Below are 18,825 nucleotides of genomic sequence, written 5' to 3' on the forward strand. Positions count from 1 at the left end.
GGCGCAGCCCGCAAGTGTCAGGGTAAGAGCTAGCAATAGCATTCGCATGGCAAGGGCCTTCGTTGATCCCGATGAAGAAATAGCACTTCGTCCGTGCAGACACGATAAAGGCCGGACAGGCCGGCCTTTATCGTGCATGACGCGACCGTGACGGTTAGTTACACCGTGACCGGGTTGGGCTTGTCGCCGTCCAGTTTGTACTGCTTGATCGCACGGCTGACGTCCTTGGCGTTGACCTTGCCATCCTTCGCCAGCGCGGCGAGGGCGGCATGGGCGATCCAGTAACGATCGATCTCGAAGAAGTCACGCAGGTTCTCGCGGGTATCGCTGCGACCGTAGCCGTCCGTGCCCAGCACCGTGTAACGCATACCGTCCGGCATGAACGCACGGATCTGGTCGGCGAACTCGCGTACATAGTCGGTGGCGGCGATAGCCGGACCCTGACGATCCTGCAACAGGCCCGTCACATACGGCACGCGCTGTGCGTCTTCCGGGTGCAGACGATTCCAGCGCTCGGCATCGAAACCGTCGCGACGCAGTTCGATGAAGCTCGGGCAGGACCAGATATCGGCGCTGACGCCGAAGTCCTTTTCGAGCAGCTCGGCGGCGGCGATCACTTCGCGAAGGATGGCGCCCGAACCCAGCAACTGCACGCGCGGCTCGTTCTTCTTCGCCTTGCCGGCGTCCTTGAACAGGTACATGCCCTTGATGATGCCCTCCTCGCTGCCCTTCGGCAGATCGGGGTGGACGTAGTTCTCGTTCATCACGGTCAGGTAGTAATAAACGTCTTCCTGTTCCTGCATCATCCGGCGCGTGCCGTCCTGCAGGATGACCGCGACTTCGTACGAGAACGTCGGGTCGTACGACTTCACGTTCGGGATCGTGCCGGAGAACAGATGCGAATGACCGTCTTCGTGCTGCAGGCCTTCGCCATTCAGCGTGGTGCGACCCGAGGTACCGCCGATCAGGAAGCCGCGCGCGCGCATGTCGCCCGCCGCCCAGCAGAGATCGCCGATGCGCTGGAAGCCGAACATCGAGTAGTAGATGAAGAACGGCAGCATCGCGACGTTGCTGACGCTATAGCTGGAAGCCGCGGCCATCCACGCGCCCATGCCGCCGGCTTCGCTGATGCCCTGCTGGAGCACCTGGCCCTTCTGGTCTTCGCGGTAGTACAGCAGCTGGTCGGCATCCTGCGGACGATACTTCTGACCGAACGGCGCGTAGATGCCGATCTGGCGGAACATGCCTTCCATACCGAACGTACGGGCTTCGTCGGCCACGATGGGCACAACGCGGGGACCGAGCTCCTTGTCGCGCAGCATCAGGTTCATGCCGCGGACCAGCGCCATGGTGGTGCTGATTTCGCGATCGCCCGAGCCCTTGGTGATCTGCTCGAACGCTTCCAGCGCCGGCGCCACGAACTGCTTGTCGGCCTTGCGACGACGCTGCGGGAGGAAACCGCCCAGCGCGCGACGACGTTCGAGCAGGTACTGCACTTCCTCGGAGTCCTTGCCCGGATGGTAGAACGGCACTTCTTCCAGCTTGTCGTCGGGCACCGGGATGTTGAAGCGATCGCGGAAGGCGCGGATCGAATCGGTGTCCATCTTCTTCTGCTGATGCGCCGGGTTCAGCGACTCGCCCGCGCGACCCATGCCATAACCCTTCACCGTCTTGGCGAGAATCACGGTCGGCATGCCCTGGGTGTTCACGGCCGCGTGGTAGGCCGCGTACACCTTGTGCGGATCGTGGCCGCCACGGTTCAGGCGCCAGATGTCGTCGTCGGACATGTTGGCGACGAGCGCCGCCGTTTCCGGATACTTATTGAAGAAGTGTTCGCGGGTATACGCGCCACCGAAGGCCTTGCAGGCCTGGTATTCGCCATCGACGGTTTCCATCATCAACTGACGGAGCCTGCCGGTGGTGTCGCGCGCCAGGAGGGGATCCCAGTAGCTGCCCCACACCACTTTGAGTGCGTTCCAGCCGGCGCCGCGGAAGACGCCTTCGAGTTCCTGGATGATCTTGCCGTTGCCGCGCACCGGGCCATCGAGGCGCTGCAGGTTGCAATTGACGACGAAGATGAGGTTGTCGAGGCCTTCGCGGCCGGCGAGCGAAATGGCGCCGAGCGATTCCGGCTCGTCCGTCTCGCCGTCGCCGAGGAAGCACCAGATCTTGCGGTCGGTCTTCGGGATCAGGCCACGGTGTTCCAGATACTTCCAGAACTGCGCCTGATAGATGGCCTGGATCGGACCGAGACCCATCGATACCGTCGGCACCTGCCAGTAATCCGGCATCAGCCACGGATGCGGATACGACGAGAGACCCTTGCCCTTGCCGGCCACTTCCATGCGGAAGAGGTCCATGTCGGATTCGTTGAAACGACCTTCGAGGAACGAGCGCGCGTAGACGCCCGGGCTGGAATGGCCCTGATGGAAGATCAGGTCGCCGGGATGGTCTTCGCTGGGCGCGCGCCAGAAGTGGTTGAAGCCGACGTCGTACAGCGTGGCCGACGAGGCGAAGCTGGAGATGTGGCCACCGAGTTCGCCGGGCTTGCGGTTGGTGCGCACGACCATCGCGAGCGCGTTCCAGCGGATCAGCGAACGGATGCGCCACTCGATGGCGGCGTCGCCGGGGCTGCGCGCTTCGAGGTGCGGCGGAATCGTGTTGACGTACTCGGTGGTCGGATCGAACGGCAGGTAGCCGCCCGCGCGACGCGTCGAGTCGACCATCCGCTCCAGCAGGTAATGCGCTCGCTCGGTGCCGTCATGAGTGATGACCGCATTCAGCGATTCGACCCATTCCCGGGTTTCGGTGGGGTCGAGGTCCTGATGGAGGATGTCGTCGATCTGGTCCATGGAGTACTCCGCGGCGCGAACGCGCGCTCATGGGGGTAAGGAAGGCCCGCTGGGGAGCGGGAAAACCTTTTCATGATAGCGCCGGGAGGGGCATTTCGCACGTGACAACACCGTACGGGGCCGTATCGGCGGAGCCGGTATCCGTGGAAACGCCACGATATACCGGCTCCGATGGGAGCCCTCAGCGCCCCTTCGTCGTCCGGATCTGGGCCTCTACGCAGGCCACCGAGGTCATGTTCACCACGCGTCGGACCGTCGCTTGCGGCGTCAGGATGTGTGCCGGCTTGGCCACGCCCATCAGGATCGGACCAATGACCACACCGTCGCACAGCACGCGGACCATGTTGTATGCCGTGTTCGCGGCGTCCAGATTCGGGAACACGAACATGTTCGCCTTACCTTCCAGCCGCGAATTCGGAAAGATGCGCTCGCGCAGTTCCGGCGTCAGGGCGACATCGGCCTGCATCTCGCCTTCCACTTCCAGCTTCGGAACGCGCTCGCGGATGATCTTCAGCGCTTCGCGCATCTTCAGCGAGCTCTTCGTCTCGCGGCCACCGAAGTTCGAATTCGACAGCAGCGCCACCTTCGGCTGAATGCCGAAGAGCTTCAGACGAATAGACGCCTGCAACGTCGACTGGGCGATCTGCTCGGCACTGGGATCGTCCTGCACGTACGTGTCGAGGAAGAAGAACGTTCCCTTCTCCGTCGAAACCGCCGCCATGGCGGAAGCTTCGGACACACCCTCGTCCAGGCCGATGATGCTGGTGATGTATTCGAGCTTGCTGTGATACGTGCCGACCAGGCCGCAGATCATCGCGTCGGCTTCGCCGCGCTCGACCATCAGCGCCGCGATCACCGTCGAACGCGAGCGCACAGCGGCTTTCGCGGACGCCGGCGTGACGCCGCGACGCTCCATGATGCTGTGATACAGGCGCCAGTAGTCCTCGAAGCGAGGATCGGAATGGATGTTGCACATTTCGAAATCGATACCCGGGCGCAGGCGCAGGCCCGCACGCTGGATACGACGCTCGATGACGTCGGGCCGGCCTACCAGGATGGGCTTGGCCAGGCCTTCGTCCACCACCGTCTGCACCGCGCGCAGGATGGTTTCCTCTTCGCCCTCGGCGTAGACCACGCGCTTCGGGTCGGCCTTCGCGCGATCGAAGACGGGCTTCATCAGCAGGCCCGTGCGGAACACGAAGCTGGTCAGCTGATCGACATACGCGCCGAAGTCCTCGATGGGACGCGCGGCGACACCGGAATCCATCGCGGCCTGCGCCACGGCCGGCGGCAACTGGATCAGCAGGCGCGGATCGAACGGCTGCGGGATGAGATAGTCGGGACCGAAGCTCGGCGGCTTGCCGCCGTAGGCGCGCGCGCTGACGTCGGACGCTTCGCGGCGCGCCAGCTCGGCGATAGCGCGCACACAGGCGACCTTCATCTGCTCGTTGATCACGGTGGCGCCGACATCCAGCGCGCCGCGGAACAGATACGGGAAGCACAGGGCGTTGTTCACCTGGTTCGGATAGTCCGAACGCCCGGTCGCCATGATGCAGTCCGGGCGGACCGCCTTGGCGTCCTCGGGCAGGATTTCCGGATTGGGATTGGCCAGCGCGAAGATGATCGGACGGTCGGCCATGGTGGCGACCATCTCGGGTTTCAGGATGCCGCCGGCCGACAGGCCGAGGAAGATATCCGCGCCGACGACGATTTCCGCCAGCGTGCGCTTATCGGTATCGCGTGCGTAACGCAGCTTGTCCGGGTCCAGATCGGTGCGCCCCGTGTGCAGCACGCCGTCGCGATCGAACGCCAGGATATTTTCCTTGCGCATGCCCAGCGCCACGAGCATGTCGACGCAGGAAATGCCCGCCGCGCCCATGCCGGTGGTGGCCAGACGCACGTCCTCGATCTTCTTGCCGGTGACGAGCAGCGCATTGATGACCGCCGCGCCCACGATGATCGCGGTGCCGTGCTGGTCGTCGTGGAATACGGGAATTTTCATCCGTTCGCGCAGCTTGCGCTCCACGATGAAGCATTCCGGCGCTTTGATATCTTCGAGGTTGATCCCGCCGAAGGTGGGCTCGAGGCTGGCGATGATGTCGACCAGCTTGTCCGGGTCGTTCTCGTCGATTTCGATGTCGAACACGTCGATGCCGGCGAACTTCTGGAACAGCACACCCTTGCCTTCCATCACCGGCTTGGATGCCAGCGGACCGATGTTACCCAGGCCCAGCACGGCCGTACCGTTGGTAATGACCGCTACCAGATTGGAACGCGCCGTAAGCTCGGCCGCGGTCCCGGGATCGGTCACGATGGCTTCGCACGCAGCGGCCACACCCGGCGAATAGGCCAGCGAGAGGTCGCGCTGGGTCAGCAGCGACGTCGTAGGAGTGACCTTGATTTTGCCGGGGCGCGGAAGGCGGTGGTATTCGAGCGCCGCCTGCCTGAGTTCCTCTGAGATGGCCATCGGAATCCTGATATCTGGGTGGGGATGAGGGGACGCGGCATGGGGGACGCGCTTAGACCTGAAATGGTAGCACCGGGGCAGCATGGATCGCCCTCCGCACTGCGCCATTTCCCTGTCGATTCCTACTTCGCCGATGGGCATGTCCCGGCAGACGATTATCACGCAAACGGGCTCCATTACCGGTACGCCCGCATCGCCGCGATGCGTTCGGCCAACGACAACCCAGGAGCTTCATTCATGGAAGATATGCACCGTATCCGCCGGCACGCACTGGTCATTTGCATCGGCTCGCTGTTCTTAGCCGGCTCGGGTTCCGCGCTTGCAGATACCAGTCCCGACGGGATATGGAGCGACGGCAACGCTTCCCGATCACGCGGAGCCGCCATCGATCCCGTCGCCATGCCCGCTCGCTACAGAGCAGTGACACTCGACCTCTCGCGCGTGGCCGGACTGATGGCGCGCTCTCGTTCCACGGCGGCAAGCATGGACATTCCCCTCCCGGACGGCGGCTTCAGCCGGTTTACCCTGGAGTCCTCCGATGTGCTTCCCGCCGGCCTTGCAAGCCGCTATCCGCAGTTGGTCAGCCTCAAGGGCGGCGACAAGGCTGGGCGCCGCATCCGCCTGGATGCCACCCCCACTGGATTGCAAGCCCTGGTCAGCGATAGCGAGGGAAGCTGGCTCGTTCAGCCGGCATCGACTCTGGATATTTCCTCCATCCATGCGCGTATCGCCGGGACAGACGACAATTATCTTGTCTTCCGCCGTAAGGATGCCGCTGGCACCCCTGCGTTCTCCGAAAACGGTATGGAGGACCTCATCCATGCCGAGCGTCTGCGCAGCGCACGGTCTTCCGCGGCCACCGAGCGCAATGGCACCCCGATCCTGCGCACCTATCGCATCGCCATGACGGCCACGTCCGCCTACACCAACCGGCTCGGTGGCAGCGTCGAGGACGGCATGGCCGGTGTCGTCCGTACGGTGAATCGCGTCAACCAGATCTTCGAAAACGATCTGGGCATCCATCTGGTCCTGGCGGAAAACAACGACCGCCTCGTCTTCACCAGCCAGTCCCGCGATCCTTTCGAAGGCATCTCCGACGATCTGAAGATTGCGCTGGAGAATGCCCATGTAACGAACAAAAAAATCGGCCAGATGGCATTCGATGTCGGCCACGTTCTCGACGGCCAGCGCAATGCCGGTGTTGTCGGCGATCTTGGCAACACCTGCGTTCCGTTCGAGACCGGCATGGCCGATCCGGGCAAAAGCAAAGCCGCTGGCATGACCGGCAGCGAGAACCCGATCGGCGATGCCTTCCATGTCGACTTCGTGGCTCATGAACTGGGCCACCAGTTCGGCGCGTGGCACACGTTCAATGGATGCGGCCGTCCCACACGCACCGACCGCGCGTTCGAACCGGGTAGCGGGTCGACGGTCATGGGCTACGCCGGCCTCTGTGGTCAACAAAACCTTCAGGGCCACAGCGACGCATACTTCCACGCAGCTAACATCGATCAGATCAACGCGTGGACCTCGGGTATCGGCGGAAGCTGTGCAACGTCCCGGATCAATCCGGGGCGCGCCCCATGGATCGACCCCAAATCGATGCCGGCCCTTACCGTGGTTCCCGCAGGCACGCCTTTCCGGCTTCGAGGCTGGGCAAGCTTTGCCGAGCCATCGGCACAGCTGACGTATACCTGGGAACAAATGGACGTGGGGCCCTATCAGCTACGGGGCACGTTGCTGGATACGGGCGCCGGACCGCTGTTCCGCTCGCGCGCGCCAACGACCGACAGCGAACGGACCTTCCCTGCCATGAGCGTCCTGCTGGGTGACGAACCGATCAATCTGGGCGATACGCTGCCGCTGACCAACCGCGACCTGAATTTCCGCATGACCGTACGCGACAACCTCGATCATCGCTCACACGTCGTGGGTGCCGATCAACGCGTGCAGGTGATCGATACCGGCGCGGCCTTCGAAGTACTGGCGCCGAAGGAACTGGCAAGAGTGAAAGCGGACAAGCCGCAAATCATTCGCTGGAAAGTTGCCAATACCGACAAGGCACCCATTTCCTGCGCTAATGTCCGCATCGATCTTTCGCTGGATGGTGGCCGCAATTTTCTCGCCAAGCCGCTGGCCACCTCAACGGCCAATAACGGCCGGGCGAAAGTGTCGCTGCCCTCCGGCCTGAATCAGGCATCACGGGCACGCGTCATGGTCAGCTGTGTCGGCGGTGCATTCTTTGCGCTTTCGCCAGGCGACTTCACGATCCAGCGATGAAGCACCCGGATTCCTTCTGGCTGAGATACTTCGGAGCAAATCCGTTCTCTCCGCCAGACCTACAAGCACCCCAGACCGAGCCTTACAGACAGTAGGAATATCCGTGTGGCCTTATCAGGGCGCGCATCCCACACGGGATGCGCGCCCTTACAAAGTCTATCGGAGCTTCATACATGGATGATCTGTCTCACGCCCACCGGCGCCGGCTGGCCGTGTGCGTCGGCGCGCTGATGCTTGGCACCTGCACCACATCCTTCGCGGAATCGAGCCGCGACGGACTCTGGACCGACGCGCCCGCCACACCCACCGCGATGTCGCGCGGTGCAACCAACCCCTCGATGCCCCGCCATTACCGGACGCTGACGCTCGACACCTCGCGTCTCGCTCTTGCGGTAAAGAATCCCGGGACGTCGAGGTCATCCTCCATGCAGTCGATCGATATGCCACTGCCCGAGGGGGGATTCACCCGCTTCGAACTGAGTCCTTCCGATGTACTTCCCGCCGGGCTGGCAAGCCGGTTCCCGCACCTGCGCAGCATGAAGGGACGTGACGATTCGGGCCGGAGCATTCGACTCGACACCACCGCGAACGGGGTACAGGCACTGATCAGCGACGATGCCGGGAGCTGGCTCGTGCAACCCATGTCGACGTTGACGGGGGCATCGACAAACGCCAGGGGAGCGCCAGCGGACAGTCAATATGTGGTCTTCCGTCGAAAGGACGCCGCGCAGAGCGACCAGTCCTTTTCCGAAGACGGAATGAAAGCCACCCTTGAATCTTCATCGCGCGCGGGTGTGCACAATGCGCCTGCCAACGCACGCAGTGGCGCGCAATCCTTGCGTACGTTTCGCATTGCCATGACGGCCACCAGCGAGTACACGAAGAAACTTGGCGGCAGCGTGGACGATGGGATGGCGGGTGTCGTGCGCACGGTCAACCGGGTCAACCAGGTCTTCGAGAACGATTTCGGCATTCATCTGGTACTTGCGGAGAACAACGACCGCCTGATTCTCACCGACCCGACGAACGATCCGTTCGAGGAAGCGAACAACGATCCTGCCAATAAAGGCGATGGCGACAAGGATGATGCCGTCATGCTCGCCAACGCGAAGTTCACAAACGACAAGCTTCCGCAGGATGCTTTCGACGTCGGCCATGTACTCGACGGTTACCGCAAATCCGGCGTGGTGGGCAATATCGGGAATACGTGCATTCGTTACTCGCCCAGTATGGCTGACCCTGGACTTAGTAAGGCCGCGGGAATGACCGGGCATTTCAATCCGACCGGCGACGCATTCCACATCGACTACGTAGCGCATGAGCTGGGGCATCAGTTTGGCGCGCCACACACATTTGCGGGATGCGGAGGGGGTGGCGCGGCCGCAGGTCGACTTGAGCCTGGCTCGGGCTCCACGATCATGGGATACGCCGGCATCTGCGGCGCCCATAACCTTCAGGCGAACAGCGATCCGTACTTTCACGCAGCCAGCATCGATGCCGTTGCCGCCTGGACTACAAGCGCAGGCGGCACCTGTGCCAGCGCGCGAAATAACCCGACGCCCGTGCCGTATCTGCAACCGCAATTCAACAATATCGTGATACCGGCGCGAACGCCCTTCGCGCTGGGCGAAGACGCGAGTTTTGCAGACCCGTCAGCAAAACTTACCTACACCTGGGAGCAAATGGACCCAGGTCCGGTACAAACGTGGACGACGCTATACGACACCGGCATAGGCCCGTTGTTCCGGTCGCGTGCCCCGACGGAAGAAAATCACCGGACATTCCCCGCGCTCGCCGTACTAATCAATAAAGGAGTGCCCGGTAAAGAACAGCTTGGCCTGGGCGATGCACTACCGACGACAAATCGCATCCTGCACTTCCGCGCAACGGTACGCGACAATCTCGATCATCGATCGACCGTCGCCGGCGCGGACCGCTATGTGCGCGTGCATGACACAGGTGCCGCCTTCGAAGTGCGCACACCGAAAACCTCCGCACGGCTGAAGTCCGCCAGGGAATACGCGACAACCTGGAATGTCGCGAATACGAACAAGCCACCTATCGAATGCGAGAAGGTCGATGTGAATATCTCGGTCGACGGAGGCCACACGTTCCTGGAAGAACCTCTGCTTAGCGAGGTACCCAACAATGGCAGGGCGAAGTTCACCTTACCCGCGTCCATACCCGATACGACCCGGGCAAGACTAAGGATCTCCTGCACCAGCCAGCCGTTCTTCGCGCTGTCGCCCGCCGATTTCACGATCCACCGCTAAATCGCGTGCATTGCGAAGCGTTACAGGCCGAGGGAAATTTCCTCGGCCTGTACGCCCGCCATGTGGATGTGATTCACAAACAGCGAGAACGCCAGTTTTCCGGCAAGCCCATGGACGTGCTGCATCCACGGCGGCAGGTAGCGCGGCCCCGCGATATCGCCATTCAGGAAATGCGGCTCCAGGCTCATCACGTCGTGCAGCGCCAGCTTGCCCGCGAAGAGATAACGCAGCAGGTCGAGGCGTCGCTGGCGTAGTGCCCAGCGAAAGAACGTGTGTACCGCCAGCAGACCGGTAAGGTAGACGTTGTCCTTCGCGAATGCCGCGCCACCGGTGAGCGGCACGCCGCGGAAGACGCGCTGTGCCGAATGAAAACTGTCCGGCACGCTCTGTCCGCAATCGCGGAAGAAGCGGAAGACGTCGACGAAGTCGGCGCCGTTCAGCGCCATGTCGATGGCCAGAATCCGCAGGCTGATACGCTTCAGACGCGAAATATCGATGGCGCCGGACATCAGCTCCGCGAATACCGCCAGGCCTTCCTGGGTCGCCGTCACCCGCGGCGACGTACGCGCCAACGAGGCAAGCACGGGCTGTTCGCGCCCGTTCAACGCTGTCAGGGAGTGCACGAAAGCTTCGTGCGCCAGCAACTGGTGACGATCGTATTCCGTGAATCGCGCACCGCCACGCAAGCGGATGCGCGTGGCGCCGGCCGCCGCCTTGGCGGTCAGTTCGGGGTCGACCTCGACAGTGATGGTGCCCGGCGAGAAGAACGCATCGAGGGCAGCGGCCATGTCGCGACGAAGATCCTCGGCCTGGATGTTGCCCGTGGCGTCCTCGGTTTCCAGATCGGCACCCAGCTCGTCCGCCAGGTCGACGAAGTAGCGCGCGGCGTCCAGGTTGCTGCGGTTGCTGCCGGGAATCGCATCGCCCGGACGCCCGTACAGCGCGATCGACGACGCCGTGACGCCATCGGTCCCCACGGCATCCAGCAGGTCGGCCGCGATGCGCCAGGATTCGGCGGTACGCCTCAGATAATCGGCGATCGGATGCTCGCCGGAAGCCTCGGCTTCGATGGCTTCCAACTCATGCCGCGCGGCGGTCAGATCGGGCGGGTTGTAGCGGATATCGGGAAGCGACAGGCGCCCCGCGCCGAATTCGGCGATGAGCCGCTCTTCCACGGACGCGGGCCAGGCCACCGTCGGCAGGATGCGGATCGGACGCACGGCGGCGAGCAACCGCTGGTCCAGCGTCGCGAAACGCTGCATGTCGGGGGACAGATGGGCGACGACGAAAGGTGCGTGCATGTGGCGACGAGTCTATCCCGCTTGCCGCCGCGCTGGCGATCAGCGCGACGAAATGTATTTTTCGCGCCGGATATGCTGCACGGCGAGGCCAGCCTCCTTCAGCGCGGCGAACGAGGCATCGACCATGTTCGGATTGCCGCACAGGTAGGCGATGTCCTCGTCGGCCCTGGGCTCCAGCTCGGCCAGAACCGTCTGGACGTAGCCCAGGCGGTCGTGAGGCCGGGGGGCCGGGCGCGCACCGCGGCTCAGGCAGGGGTGGAAATCGAAACCCTCGTGTTTGCGCGCGAACGCCTCGAATTCCTCGCCATATAGCAGTTCGCCCTCGTTCCGGGCACCGTAAAGCAGTACGAAACGGCAGCCCCGATCGCGGATAAGCGCCTCGATCTGGGGAAGCATGGCCCGGTAAGGAGTCACGCCGGTGCCCGTGGCTATCAGGATGTAGCGCTTGTTGGTGTCGCCTTCCATGAGGCAAAACCGGCCGTACGGCCCACTGGCATCGATGAGTCCGTCGTGGACAAGACCGCTCAGCAGCTTGGTGGCCGCCCCGTTGTCGACGTAGCTGACCGCGATTTCCACGCGTTCGACCGGACTCGAGCCGTCGCCGACCGTGCCCACCGAATAGCTGCGTTTGGTCGGCTTGCCGTCGTCGTAAGCAAAGTGAATCTGCAGGAACTGGCCTGGAACGAAGGCCAGAGGCTGGCCGTCCACCCGCTCGAACGACAGGTGTCGCACGCTGGGTGCGAGCATGAAGCTGTCCGCGAGGCGGAGCTGGAATTGTTCAGCCATGGCAACTCTCTATTGACCGAGCGACACAAGGTCGTCGTGGGAAAGCCCGGTATAATAGGCGGCTTGTCAGTCCGGCGCAGCCCATGACCACTCCCGCTTTACACGTCAAGGATTTACGCAAGACCTACGGCAACGGTGTCGAGGCCCTCAAAGGCGTCTCGCTGACCGTCCAGCCGGGCGATTTCTTTGCCCTGCTCGGCCCCAACGGCGCGGGTAAATCCACCCTGATCGGCATTCTTTCGTCCCTGGTGAACGCCAGCAGCGGCGAAGCCGAGGTTTTCGGCGTCTCGATCCACAAGAACCGCAGCGCGGCGATGCAGCTGATTGGCCTGGTACCCCAGGAAATCAACTTCAACCAGTTCGAGAAGCCTTTCGACATCTGCGTGAACCAGGCCGGTTTCTACGGCATCGGTCGTGCCGAAGCGGCCGTGCGCGCCGAGAAGTACCTGAAGGAACTGCGCCTGTGGGACAAGGCCCACCATCAGGCCCGGATGCTCTCCGGCGGCATGAAGCGCCGCCTGATGATCGCCCGCGCCATGATGAACGAGCCGAAGCTGCTGATCCTCGACGAGCCCACCGCAGGCGTGGACATCGAGATCCGCCGCTCCATGTGGCAATTCGTCAGCGGGATCAACGCGGCGGGCACCACGGTCATCCTCACCACGCATTACCTCGAGGAAGCCGAGCAGCTCTGCCGCAACATCGCGATCATCGACCACGGCCGGATCGTACAGAACACGTCCATGAAGAGCCTGTTGTCGACGCTGGACGTGGAGACTTTCGTGCTCGACGCCGTGACGATACCCGCTGCCCTGCCGGAACTGCCCGGCGTCGTGCTGCGCAGGATCGACGACCATACCCTCGAAGCCGAAATGTCCCGCTCGCACGATCTCAACTCGCTGTTCTCCGCCCTTTCGTCGCACGGCGTGACCGTCACGTCCATGCGCAATAAAGCCAATCGTCTCGAGGAGCTGTTCGTCCGACTGGTCGAACACGGCCGGGAGACCGCCGCATGAGCACCTCGACCAACCTGGTCGCCCTCGGCACCATCGTCCGTCGCGAGATCACGCGCATCGCTCGCATCTGGACGCAGACGCTGATTCCGCCCGCGATCACGATGACGCTGTACTTCGTCATCTTCGGCAAGCTGATCGGCAGCCGCATCGGCGTCATGCATGGCTTTACCTACATGCAGTACATCGTGCCGGGCCTCGTGATGATGAGCATCATCACCAACAGCTACGGCAACATCTCCAGCTCGTTCTTCGGCGCCAAGTTCGGCCGATTCGTGGAAGAGATGCTGGTTTCGCCGATGCCGAACTGGGTCATCCTGCTCGGTTACGTCACTGGCGCGGTGGTTCGCGGCGTGATCGTCGGCGCGCTGGTGCTTGTGATCGCACTCTTCTTCACCGACCTGCATGTCGCGCATCCGATCGTCACCATCCTGTCCGTGATACTCGGCGCAACGGTGTTTTCGCTCGCCGGCTTCGTCAATGCGGTATTCGCGAAGAAGTTCGACGATATCGCGCTCGTACCGACCTTCGTGCTCACACCGCTTACCTACCTCGGCGGCGTCTTCTACTCGGTCGATCTGCTTGGCGAGCCGTGGCGCACGATCTCGATGGTCAACCCCATCCTGTACATGGTCAACGCGTTCCGCTTCGGCGTACTCGGTGTCAGCGACGTGCAGATCGGTACGGCCTTCATCGTGATGCTCGCTTTCGTCGTTGGTCTGTCCGCGGTCGCATTGCGCCTGCTCAGCCGCGGCGTCGGCCTGCGTTCCTGATCGATGCGCGTCAACAAATACATCAGTGAAGCAGGCATCTGCTCGCGTCGCGAAGCCGACGAACTACTGGTCGCCGGCCGCGTCACGATCAATGACGCCGTCGTCGGTATGGGCGCCAAAGCACTGGACGGCGATGTCGTGCGCGTCGACGGAGAAGTCGTCGTCGCGCGTACGCTGGCGCCAGCCTCGCCGAAAAATCGTGCCATCTATATCGCGCTGAACAAGCCCATCGGCATTACCTGCACCACCGACCAGACCGTCGACGGCAATATCGTCGACTTCGTCGATCACGCACAGCGCATTTTCCCCGTCGGCCGCCTGGATAAAGACTCCGAAGGACTGATCCTGCTGACCAGCAACGGCGACATCGTCAACGAAATTCTGCGCGCCGAGAACGGCCACGAGAAGGAATATCTCGTGGCCGTGAACAAAGCCGTCACCGACGAATTCCTGACCGCCATGGCCAAGGGCGTGCGCATTCACGGACAGATGACGAAACCCTGCCGCACGCGCCGCATTGCGAAGTACGGCTTTTCCATCGTGCTTACGCAAGGCCTGAATCGTCAGATCCGCCTGATGGCCGCCGAATTCGGTTATCGCGTCACCCAGCTTCGCCGCGTACGCATCGTCAATGTGAAGCTGGGGCACCTGAAAGTCGGTCAATGGCGCAACCTGACCGAGGCGGAACTCAAAGGCCTGCTGCCACAGCGGACGCATTGGTAACACGCATCGCGCGGTCCCTGAGCATCGCGGGTATGGGGCAGGTGGCGAAGACCTCATCGTCTCCGACCTCTCGGGCAGGTGGCGGATTCTGATCTTCGGTGGATGCGCCTGCCGCAGCGCGGCGCGAGCGCAGATCGTCCCACAGGCTTTTCATGTACTCCTTGCGTGCTTGCCGCAGTATTTCCGTTTCCGCGGTATTCGTACGGTTGAGATAGATTACGTAGATATCTATGTCGTACCTGTCCGCCAGAGCCTGGACCGCGGCCTCGCATGAAGGACACATGGGCTGACTTACTACGGCCCGTATGGACCCAGCACTAAATTCGACGCCTCGCTCTCTGTCGGCCCGTATATCGCGCTCGATGGTCTGAACGGCTTTCAGTTCCGCATCCGCCTGGTGCGCATCAGGCTTCGGCTCGCCTTCCACGGGCTGGAAATGAATGGTGGCATCGGGAACCAGCACAGCACGCGTGACAACGGGACCTTCGTGAAAGAATGCCCCCACTCCTCCCTGTGGAGGCACGAGATTTCCCACGACATTCGAAAAATGTCCCACGACATTCGAATCGAAGTCCCAGCCCGACATGGCGTTGTAAACGCGCGTATCGACGACTCCATCGCGTGTCGCCGTAAGTTCGAACTGGGCGATCGTGCCACTAAGGGCCATGTGCTCATAACGGCGCACATCGCCGTGCGTCACATGGGCGATAACCGGATGGCTGGCTTCATAGAGCCAACTATCCAGCGCGGCCGCGTAGAAATCGAAGCTCGATGCCAGAGCCTGCACGACCATGGGACTGGTCGTACTGCTGACCTCCTCCTTATGCAGGGAGCCCGCTATGCTCTGGCTGCCGCCGAGAAAAAATGCGAACAGAAAGGCCATGAAGGCCTTCTTGCATGGTCCGATAATCGACATGCTCAGATCCTCCCGCACGTGAGTCGCAATGCACGGTCGGACACCACTTCCGCATCCAGTGCCGTTATATTTCCCTCGGCCAACAGCTGTTTCGCCATCTTCGCCTCGAGCACCTCCACCCGGGACGTGAACCCCAACGTGTGAGGCGAAAGACTGCCGAGCCGACCCTGACGCATGTTGAGCATCGGTCCGATGATCCTGTCGATAAAAAGCGTCGAGCTATCGCCTTTCGGCCCCCGCGAAACGATCCGCTCCCGATATTCGCGGACATACCACGCGTAGACCGCGCGATCGGTGGCATCCACATGGCACAAGGGCCGCAAATCGGCGCCACCTTCACCAGCGATGTAGCTGCGGAACGTGCCGTCCGCATTGCAGGGCTGACCATTGTCGTAAGGTGCCAGATCGCGGAATGCCGCCGCCGCACGCGCCACACGCAGTACCACGGGAAGTTCGCGAATGCCGTACGCACTCGGGCCACCGGCCTTCCAGCGGGACATTTCGCCGTCCAGAAGCCGCATAAGATAGAACAGGTCATAGTCCGGCAAACTTTGCGGGCCGTTCGCATCGAGAAATCGGGTCAGGATGTCCTTTCGCAATCCCATAGCGACATGCCTGTCCGCCGGAGCAACATCCAGCATCTCACGGAGTATCTGCACCGCAACGGCGTAGTTCGCTGCGACTATGTGATTCTCTTCGCCCGCCAGGGCTAACGCCTTGAAAAAAATATCCGGCTCTATACCGGCTTTCACCGCACTGGCACCGGAGAAAACATTTGTGAAGCGCGAAGGAATCGCCGAAAGAGGAATGTCGTCGTTTAGGCGGCCCTTCGTGCTGCCGTAATCCCATAGCGCGGCGGCAATGGCGCCTTCGACGCTCATGGCATGCCCGGGAACCGAGACGGAGGCGATCGCCCGCAGTATCGCTGCGCCGGGCGTATAGCGAGAGTGTTCCTTGACGCCTGAGTACGGCGACGTCGGATCGATCAACCACGCGCGGATGTAATCTTCGTCGGAATGGGCCACGGCCAGATGCGCGCCTTCGACCGATATGCGCTCCTGGAGCAGAGCCATGACAAAATCGCCAGGCGGCGGAGGCGCCGCCGTGGCGGTGAAAGGAAGAGTGCCTGCAAACAGCACGAATCGCGGCCATGGCTTCATATGCTCTCTTTCTCCCGCAGGATGTTCTGCCGCCGGAAGTGACGGCAGAACACGCATTGCAGCGAGAAACCCGACTGATCGACATCGGCCGTCGTCACCTGTACAGCAGGCGAACTGTTGCAATACCGGTAGTCTTCGAACCGCACACGCCCGGGCATCCCGGGCGCCATGTCATGAGTGCATCACGCACCGACCCGGATACAACCGACCGCCCCCTTGTACTCGTCGTCCAGAGTGAACATCGGGTTGGGCGCATTCCGCACACTCCTCACCTGATTCATGGCGTCCTTGCGTAGGTTGGTGAGTTTGACCTCGACAGGCGAACCTACGTCCTTGAAGTAGTCGATTTTCACGTCGATGTTGTATTCCTTGGCGAAAGTACGGACCGCGTTATCGCAGGATTTGCAAAGTTCCTTGCTGACAACCCCTTTCACGCTGCCCTGACCGGGAACGCGCCCTTCCACGATATCGGCTTCGATAGTACGCACGGCCTTCAGCTCGGCGTCCGTTGCGCGGTCCTTGCCGCCATCGGGCGACGAAGGGATCCTGGATTTCGATTCGTTTCCGGGCGAGGCCCTGCTGTATTCGTCTGCGAGAGGGAAGAATTTTTCGACGCTCTCGACACCCGGCGGCAAGGGTCCATCGCCATAAAATGCCTTGGACACATCCGGACCCGACTTCGAGTGATACACCTTGGTATGCGTATTTCCATCCGCGCCTACGTACGTGTACTCGAAACGAGCGATCGTCGCGTACTTGAAATTCGTTTCGACTTTGTTGAACGTACTTCGAATACGCTGTTCCGGCATCGTATTGGCTTTGATCCATCGATCGGCGGTGCGCAGATGATATCCATAAGTATCCATCAGGGCGCCGATGGCATCTTCATTGATCTCATGGATGGCAACCAGGTCTACGGACTGAGCGAAAGCTCCACCAGAGGCCACCAGAAGCATCGCGCCGGTGGTTATGCCAGCAACGATTCGGCGCGCCGGATGCCACGAATTCATATGATTCTTCATTTCTTGCACATCCTGTTGATTTTCGTGGGAAGACGATTGACGTCCGGGCGCGCCCATGATGTTTTCTTGGCAAAAATCCGCGAGGAGACCGCGAATCTGGTGAAATTCGCGATATCTACAACTTCCATAATGATGAAAACCGGCCGAAGCAACGCGAAAATTGCTGGATCGTCTTGTGTTGTCGAGTATCGTTTGATGCCCTGCTCCTGATCTGCAAGATGGCGAACGAACCACGCGTGCGTCGCACGATCGGTAGCGGCAGAGAAGCAGATTTCCTTTCCATCGATGTCCACGCCAAGACCCGCATGACCCGGATTTTCGTCGCCGGAAGGCAGGCAGGGCGACTGGCCAGGCGTCAGATAACCGGATTTCATGTAGTAAGCCGCGGCGAGCCGGGCCACGCGGAAATGAGTGGGGATATAGGGTTGCTGCATCGAAGGCGATACACCCGGCTCGAACGCGCGAATCCCGGAATCGAGTACGTTGAGAAGGTATTCGCCATCTTCTTCGGAAATCTGCGAATAGTGCGCGTGCTTCATGAACCGCTGAAGCACTTCTGGCCGGATGTTCTGCCCGGCATGCTCGGATGGATCGACGCGTGCCATCTTGTCCCGAAGCAACTGCGCGCCAACGGCATAGTTCGCCGCGATGGATGCCTTGCTGTAGTCGAACATGTCGAGGGCAGCATTGAAGATATCGCGATCTATTGCCGCCTTCGTCGCGCTCGCAGCAACCAGCCTGTCCTGATCGAGATACTCATGGTCAACCCGTACTTCGATCAAAGGTCGGGCTTTTGTCAGACCCATGCGTAACGCGAATGCCATCCATCCCTGCTCGGGAGAAAGCGGATTCCATGGCCTTGCCTTATTTAACGCTGTCGCCCAGGCGGCGCTCGGCGGAGTATCCGGAACAGGGCGCAGGTCACTGTAGATCGAATCGGTTTTCAACATCAGCTTCGCCGCATAGTCGTCGCTGAGTTCAATGACGTCGTCGTCATCCAGAGCCGATGTCTCTTCCATGAGTACCTCGGCAAAGTCTCTTTCGACAAGGGGAATCTGCGCGAGAGCGGATATGGGCATCCATGCCATCGCACAGGTAAAGCGCGCCAATCTTTTCATTGCTTGTTTTCTTCTTCGGGGGAGGGAGAGGAAGAGCGATCCGCACAGGTAAAAGTGCGGATCGAGAGAATGCCGAGTCCGCCCATGGATGGCTGTCGGGAAACGCCCCCTCACGCCCAGGGCGATACCCTGGGAAGCATC

At 61.6% G+C, this 18,825-nt stretch carries 13 protein-coding genes; 5 read left to right on the forward strand and 8 right to left on the reverse strand.

Annotated elements, in window-relative coordinates; genetic code table 11:
• Positions 1-158: 158 nt before the first annotated feature.
• Together aceE and AC3IR3_RS18495 are read right to left on the reverse strand one after the other, a co-directional pair.
• Positions 159-2,852, reverse strand: a complete 2,694-nt coding sequence (gene aceE, locus AC3IR3_RS18490) for a pyruvate dehydrogenase (acetyl-transferring), homodimeric type (protein WP_489194287.1) — start codon at positions 2,850-2,852, stop codon at positions 159-161.
• Between the two features lie 181 nt (positions 2,853-3,033).
• The gene (locus AC3IR3_RS18495) at positions 3,034-5,319 is read right to left on the reverse strand and encodes an NADP-dependent malic enzyme (protein ID WP_132146127.1); all 2,286 of its coding nucleotides are present in this window, start codon (positions 5,317-5,319) and stop codon (positions 3,034-3,036) included.
• A gap of 237 nt (positions 5,320-5,556) precedes the next feature.
• Between AC3IR3_RS18495 and AC3IR3_RS18500 the strand changes: the two genes are divergently transcribed.
• Both AC3IR3_RS18500 and AC3IR3_RS18505 read left to right on the forward strand, forming a co-directional pair.
• Positions 5,557-7,599 carry a reprolysin-like metallopeptidase gene (locus AC3IR3_RS18500; protein WP_489194290.1) on the forward strand — a complete coding sequence of 681 codons (2,043 nt, stop codon included), beginning with the start codon at positions 5,557-5,559 and terminating at the stop codon, positions 7,597-7,599.
• Positions 7,600-7,772: 173 nt separating this feature from the next.
• Positions 7,773-9,872 (forward strand): reprolysin-like metallopeptidase, encoded by a 2,100-nt coding sequence (locus tag AC3IR3_RS18505; protein ID WP_489194291.1) that lies wholly within the window; start codon positions 7,773-7,775, stop codon positions 9,870-9,872.
• 20 nt (positions 9,873-9,892) lie between these two features.
• On the opposite strand, the gene AC3IR3_RS18510 is transcribed toward AC3IR3_RS18505, so the two are convergent.
• Both AC3IR3_RS18510 and AC3IR3_RS18515 read right to left on the reverse strand, forming a co-directional pair.
• Positions 9,893-11,173 carry a peptidase MATCAP family protein gene (locus tag AC3IR3_RS18510; RefSeq protein ID WP_489194293.1) on the reverse strand — a complete coding sequence of 427 codons (1,281 nt, stop codon included), beginning with the start codon at positions 11,171-11,173 and terminating at the stop codon, positions 9,893-9,895.
• 39 nt (positions 11,174-11,212) lie between these two features.
• Positions 11,213-11,959, reverse strand: coding sequence for an FAD-binding oxidoreductase (locus AC3IR3_RS18515; RefSeq protein ID WP_489194295.1), 747 nt, complete (start codon positions 11,957-11,959; stop codon positions 11,213-11,215).
• An 83-nt stretch (positions 11,960-12,042) separates the two neighbouring features.
• On the opposite strand from AC3IR3_RS18515, the gene AC3IR3_RS18520 reads away from it, so the two are divergent.
• The 3 genes from AC3IR3_RS18520 to AC3IR3_RS18530 are packed head-to-tail and all read left to right on the forward strand — an operon-like array spanning position 12,043 to position 14,468.
• Positions 12,043-12,975: an ABC transporter ATP-binding protein gene (locus tag AC3IR3_RS18520; protein WP_489194297.1), complete on the forward strand. Its 933-nt coding sequence runs from the start codon at positions 12,043-12,045 to the stop codon at positions 12,973-12,975.
• Positions 12,972-13,745 carry an ABC transporter permease gene (locus AC3IR3_RS18525; RefSeq protein WP_489194299.1) on the forward strand — a complete coding sequence of 258 codons (774 nt, stop codon included), beginning with the start codon at positions 12,972-12,974 and terminating at the stop codon, positions 13,743-13,745. The genes AC3IR3_RS18520 and AC3IR3_RS18525 overlap by 4 nt, the downstream gene beginning before the upstream one ends.
• A gap of 3 nt (positions 13,746-13,748) precedes the next feature.
• The gene (locus AC3IR3_RS18530) at positions 13,749-14,468 is read left to right on the forward strand and encodes a pseudouridine synthase (protein WP_489194301.1); all 720 of its coding nucleotides are present in this window, start codon (positions 13,749-13,751) and stop codon (positions 14,466-14,468) included.
• Here the strand turns inward: AC3IR3_RS18530 and AC3IR3_RS18535 are convergent.
• The 4 genes from AC3IR3_RS18535 to AC3IR3_RS18550 all read right to left on the reverse strand — a co-directional run bounded on the left by AC3IR3_RS18535 (position 14,434) and on the right by AC3IR3_RS18550 (position 18,684).
• Positions 14,434-15,384 (reverse strand): hypothetical protein, encoded by a 951-nt coding sequence (locus tag AC3IR3_RS18535; protein ID WP_489194303.1) that lies wholly within the window; start codon positions 15,382-15,384, stop codon positions 14,434-14,436. The two genes, AC3IR3_RS18530 and AC3IR3_RS18535, sit on opposite strands and share 35 nt — an antisense overlap.
• 2 nt (positions 15,385-15,386) lie before the next feature.
• Positions 15,387-16,457: a hypothetical protein gene (locus tag AC3IR3_RS18540; RefSeq protein ID WP_489194305.1), complete on the reverse strand. Its 1,071-nt coding sequence runs from the start codon at positions 16,455-16,457 to the stop codon at positions 15,387-15,389.
• A gap of 269 nt (positions 16,458-16,726) precedes the next feature.
• Complete coding sequence (locus tag AC3IR3_RS18545) at positions 16,727-17,623, reverse strand: hypothetical protein (RefSeq protein WP_489194306.1); 897 nt, start codon at positions 17,621-17,623, stop codon at positions 16,727-16,729.
• Complete coding sequence (locus AC3IR3_RS18550; RefSeq protein WP_489225030.1) at positions 17,563-18,684, reverse strand: hypothetical protein; 1,122 nt, start codon at positions 18,682-18,684, stop codon at positions 17,563-17,565. The genes AC3IR3_RS18545 and AC3IR3_RS18550 overlap by 61 nt, the downstream gene beginning before the upstream one ends.
• Positions 18,685-18,825: the final 141 nt, after the last annotated feature.

The sequence above is a fragment of the Luteibacter sp. GL_149 genome (assembly GCF_057834065.1).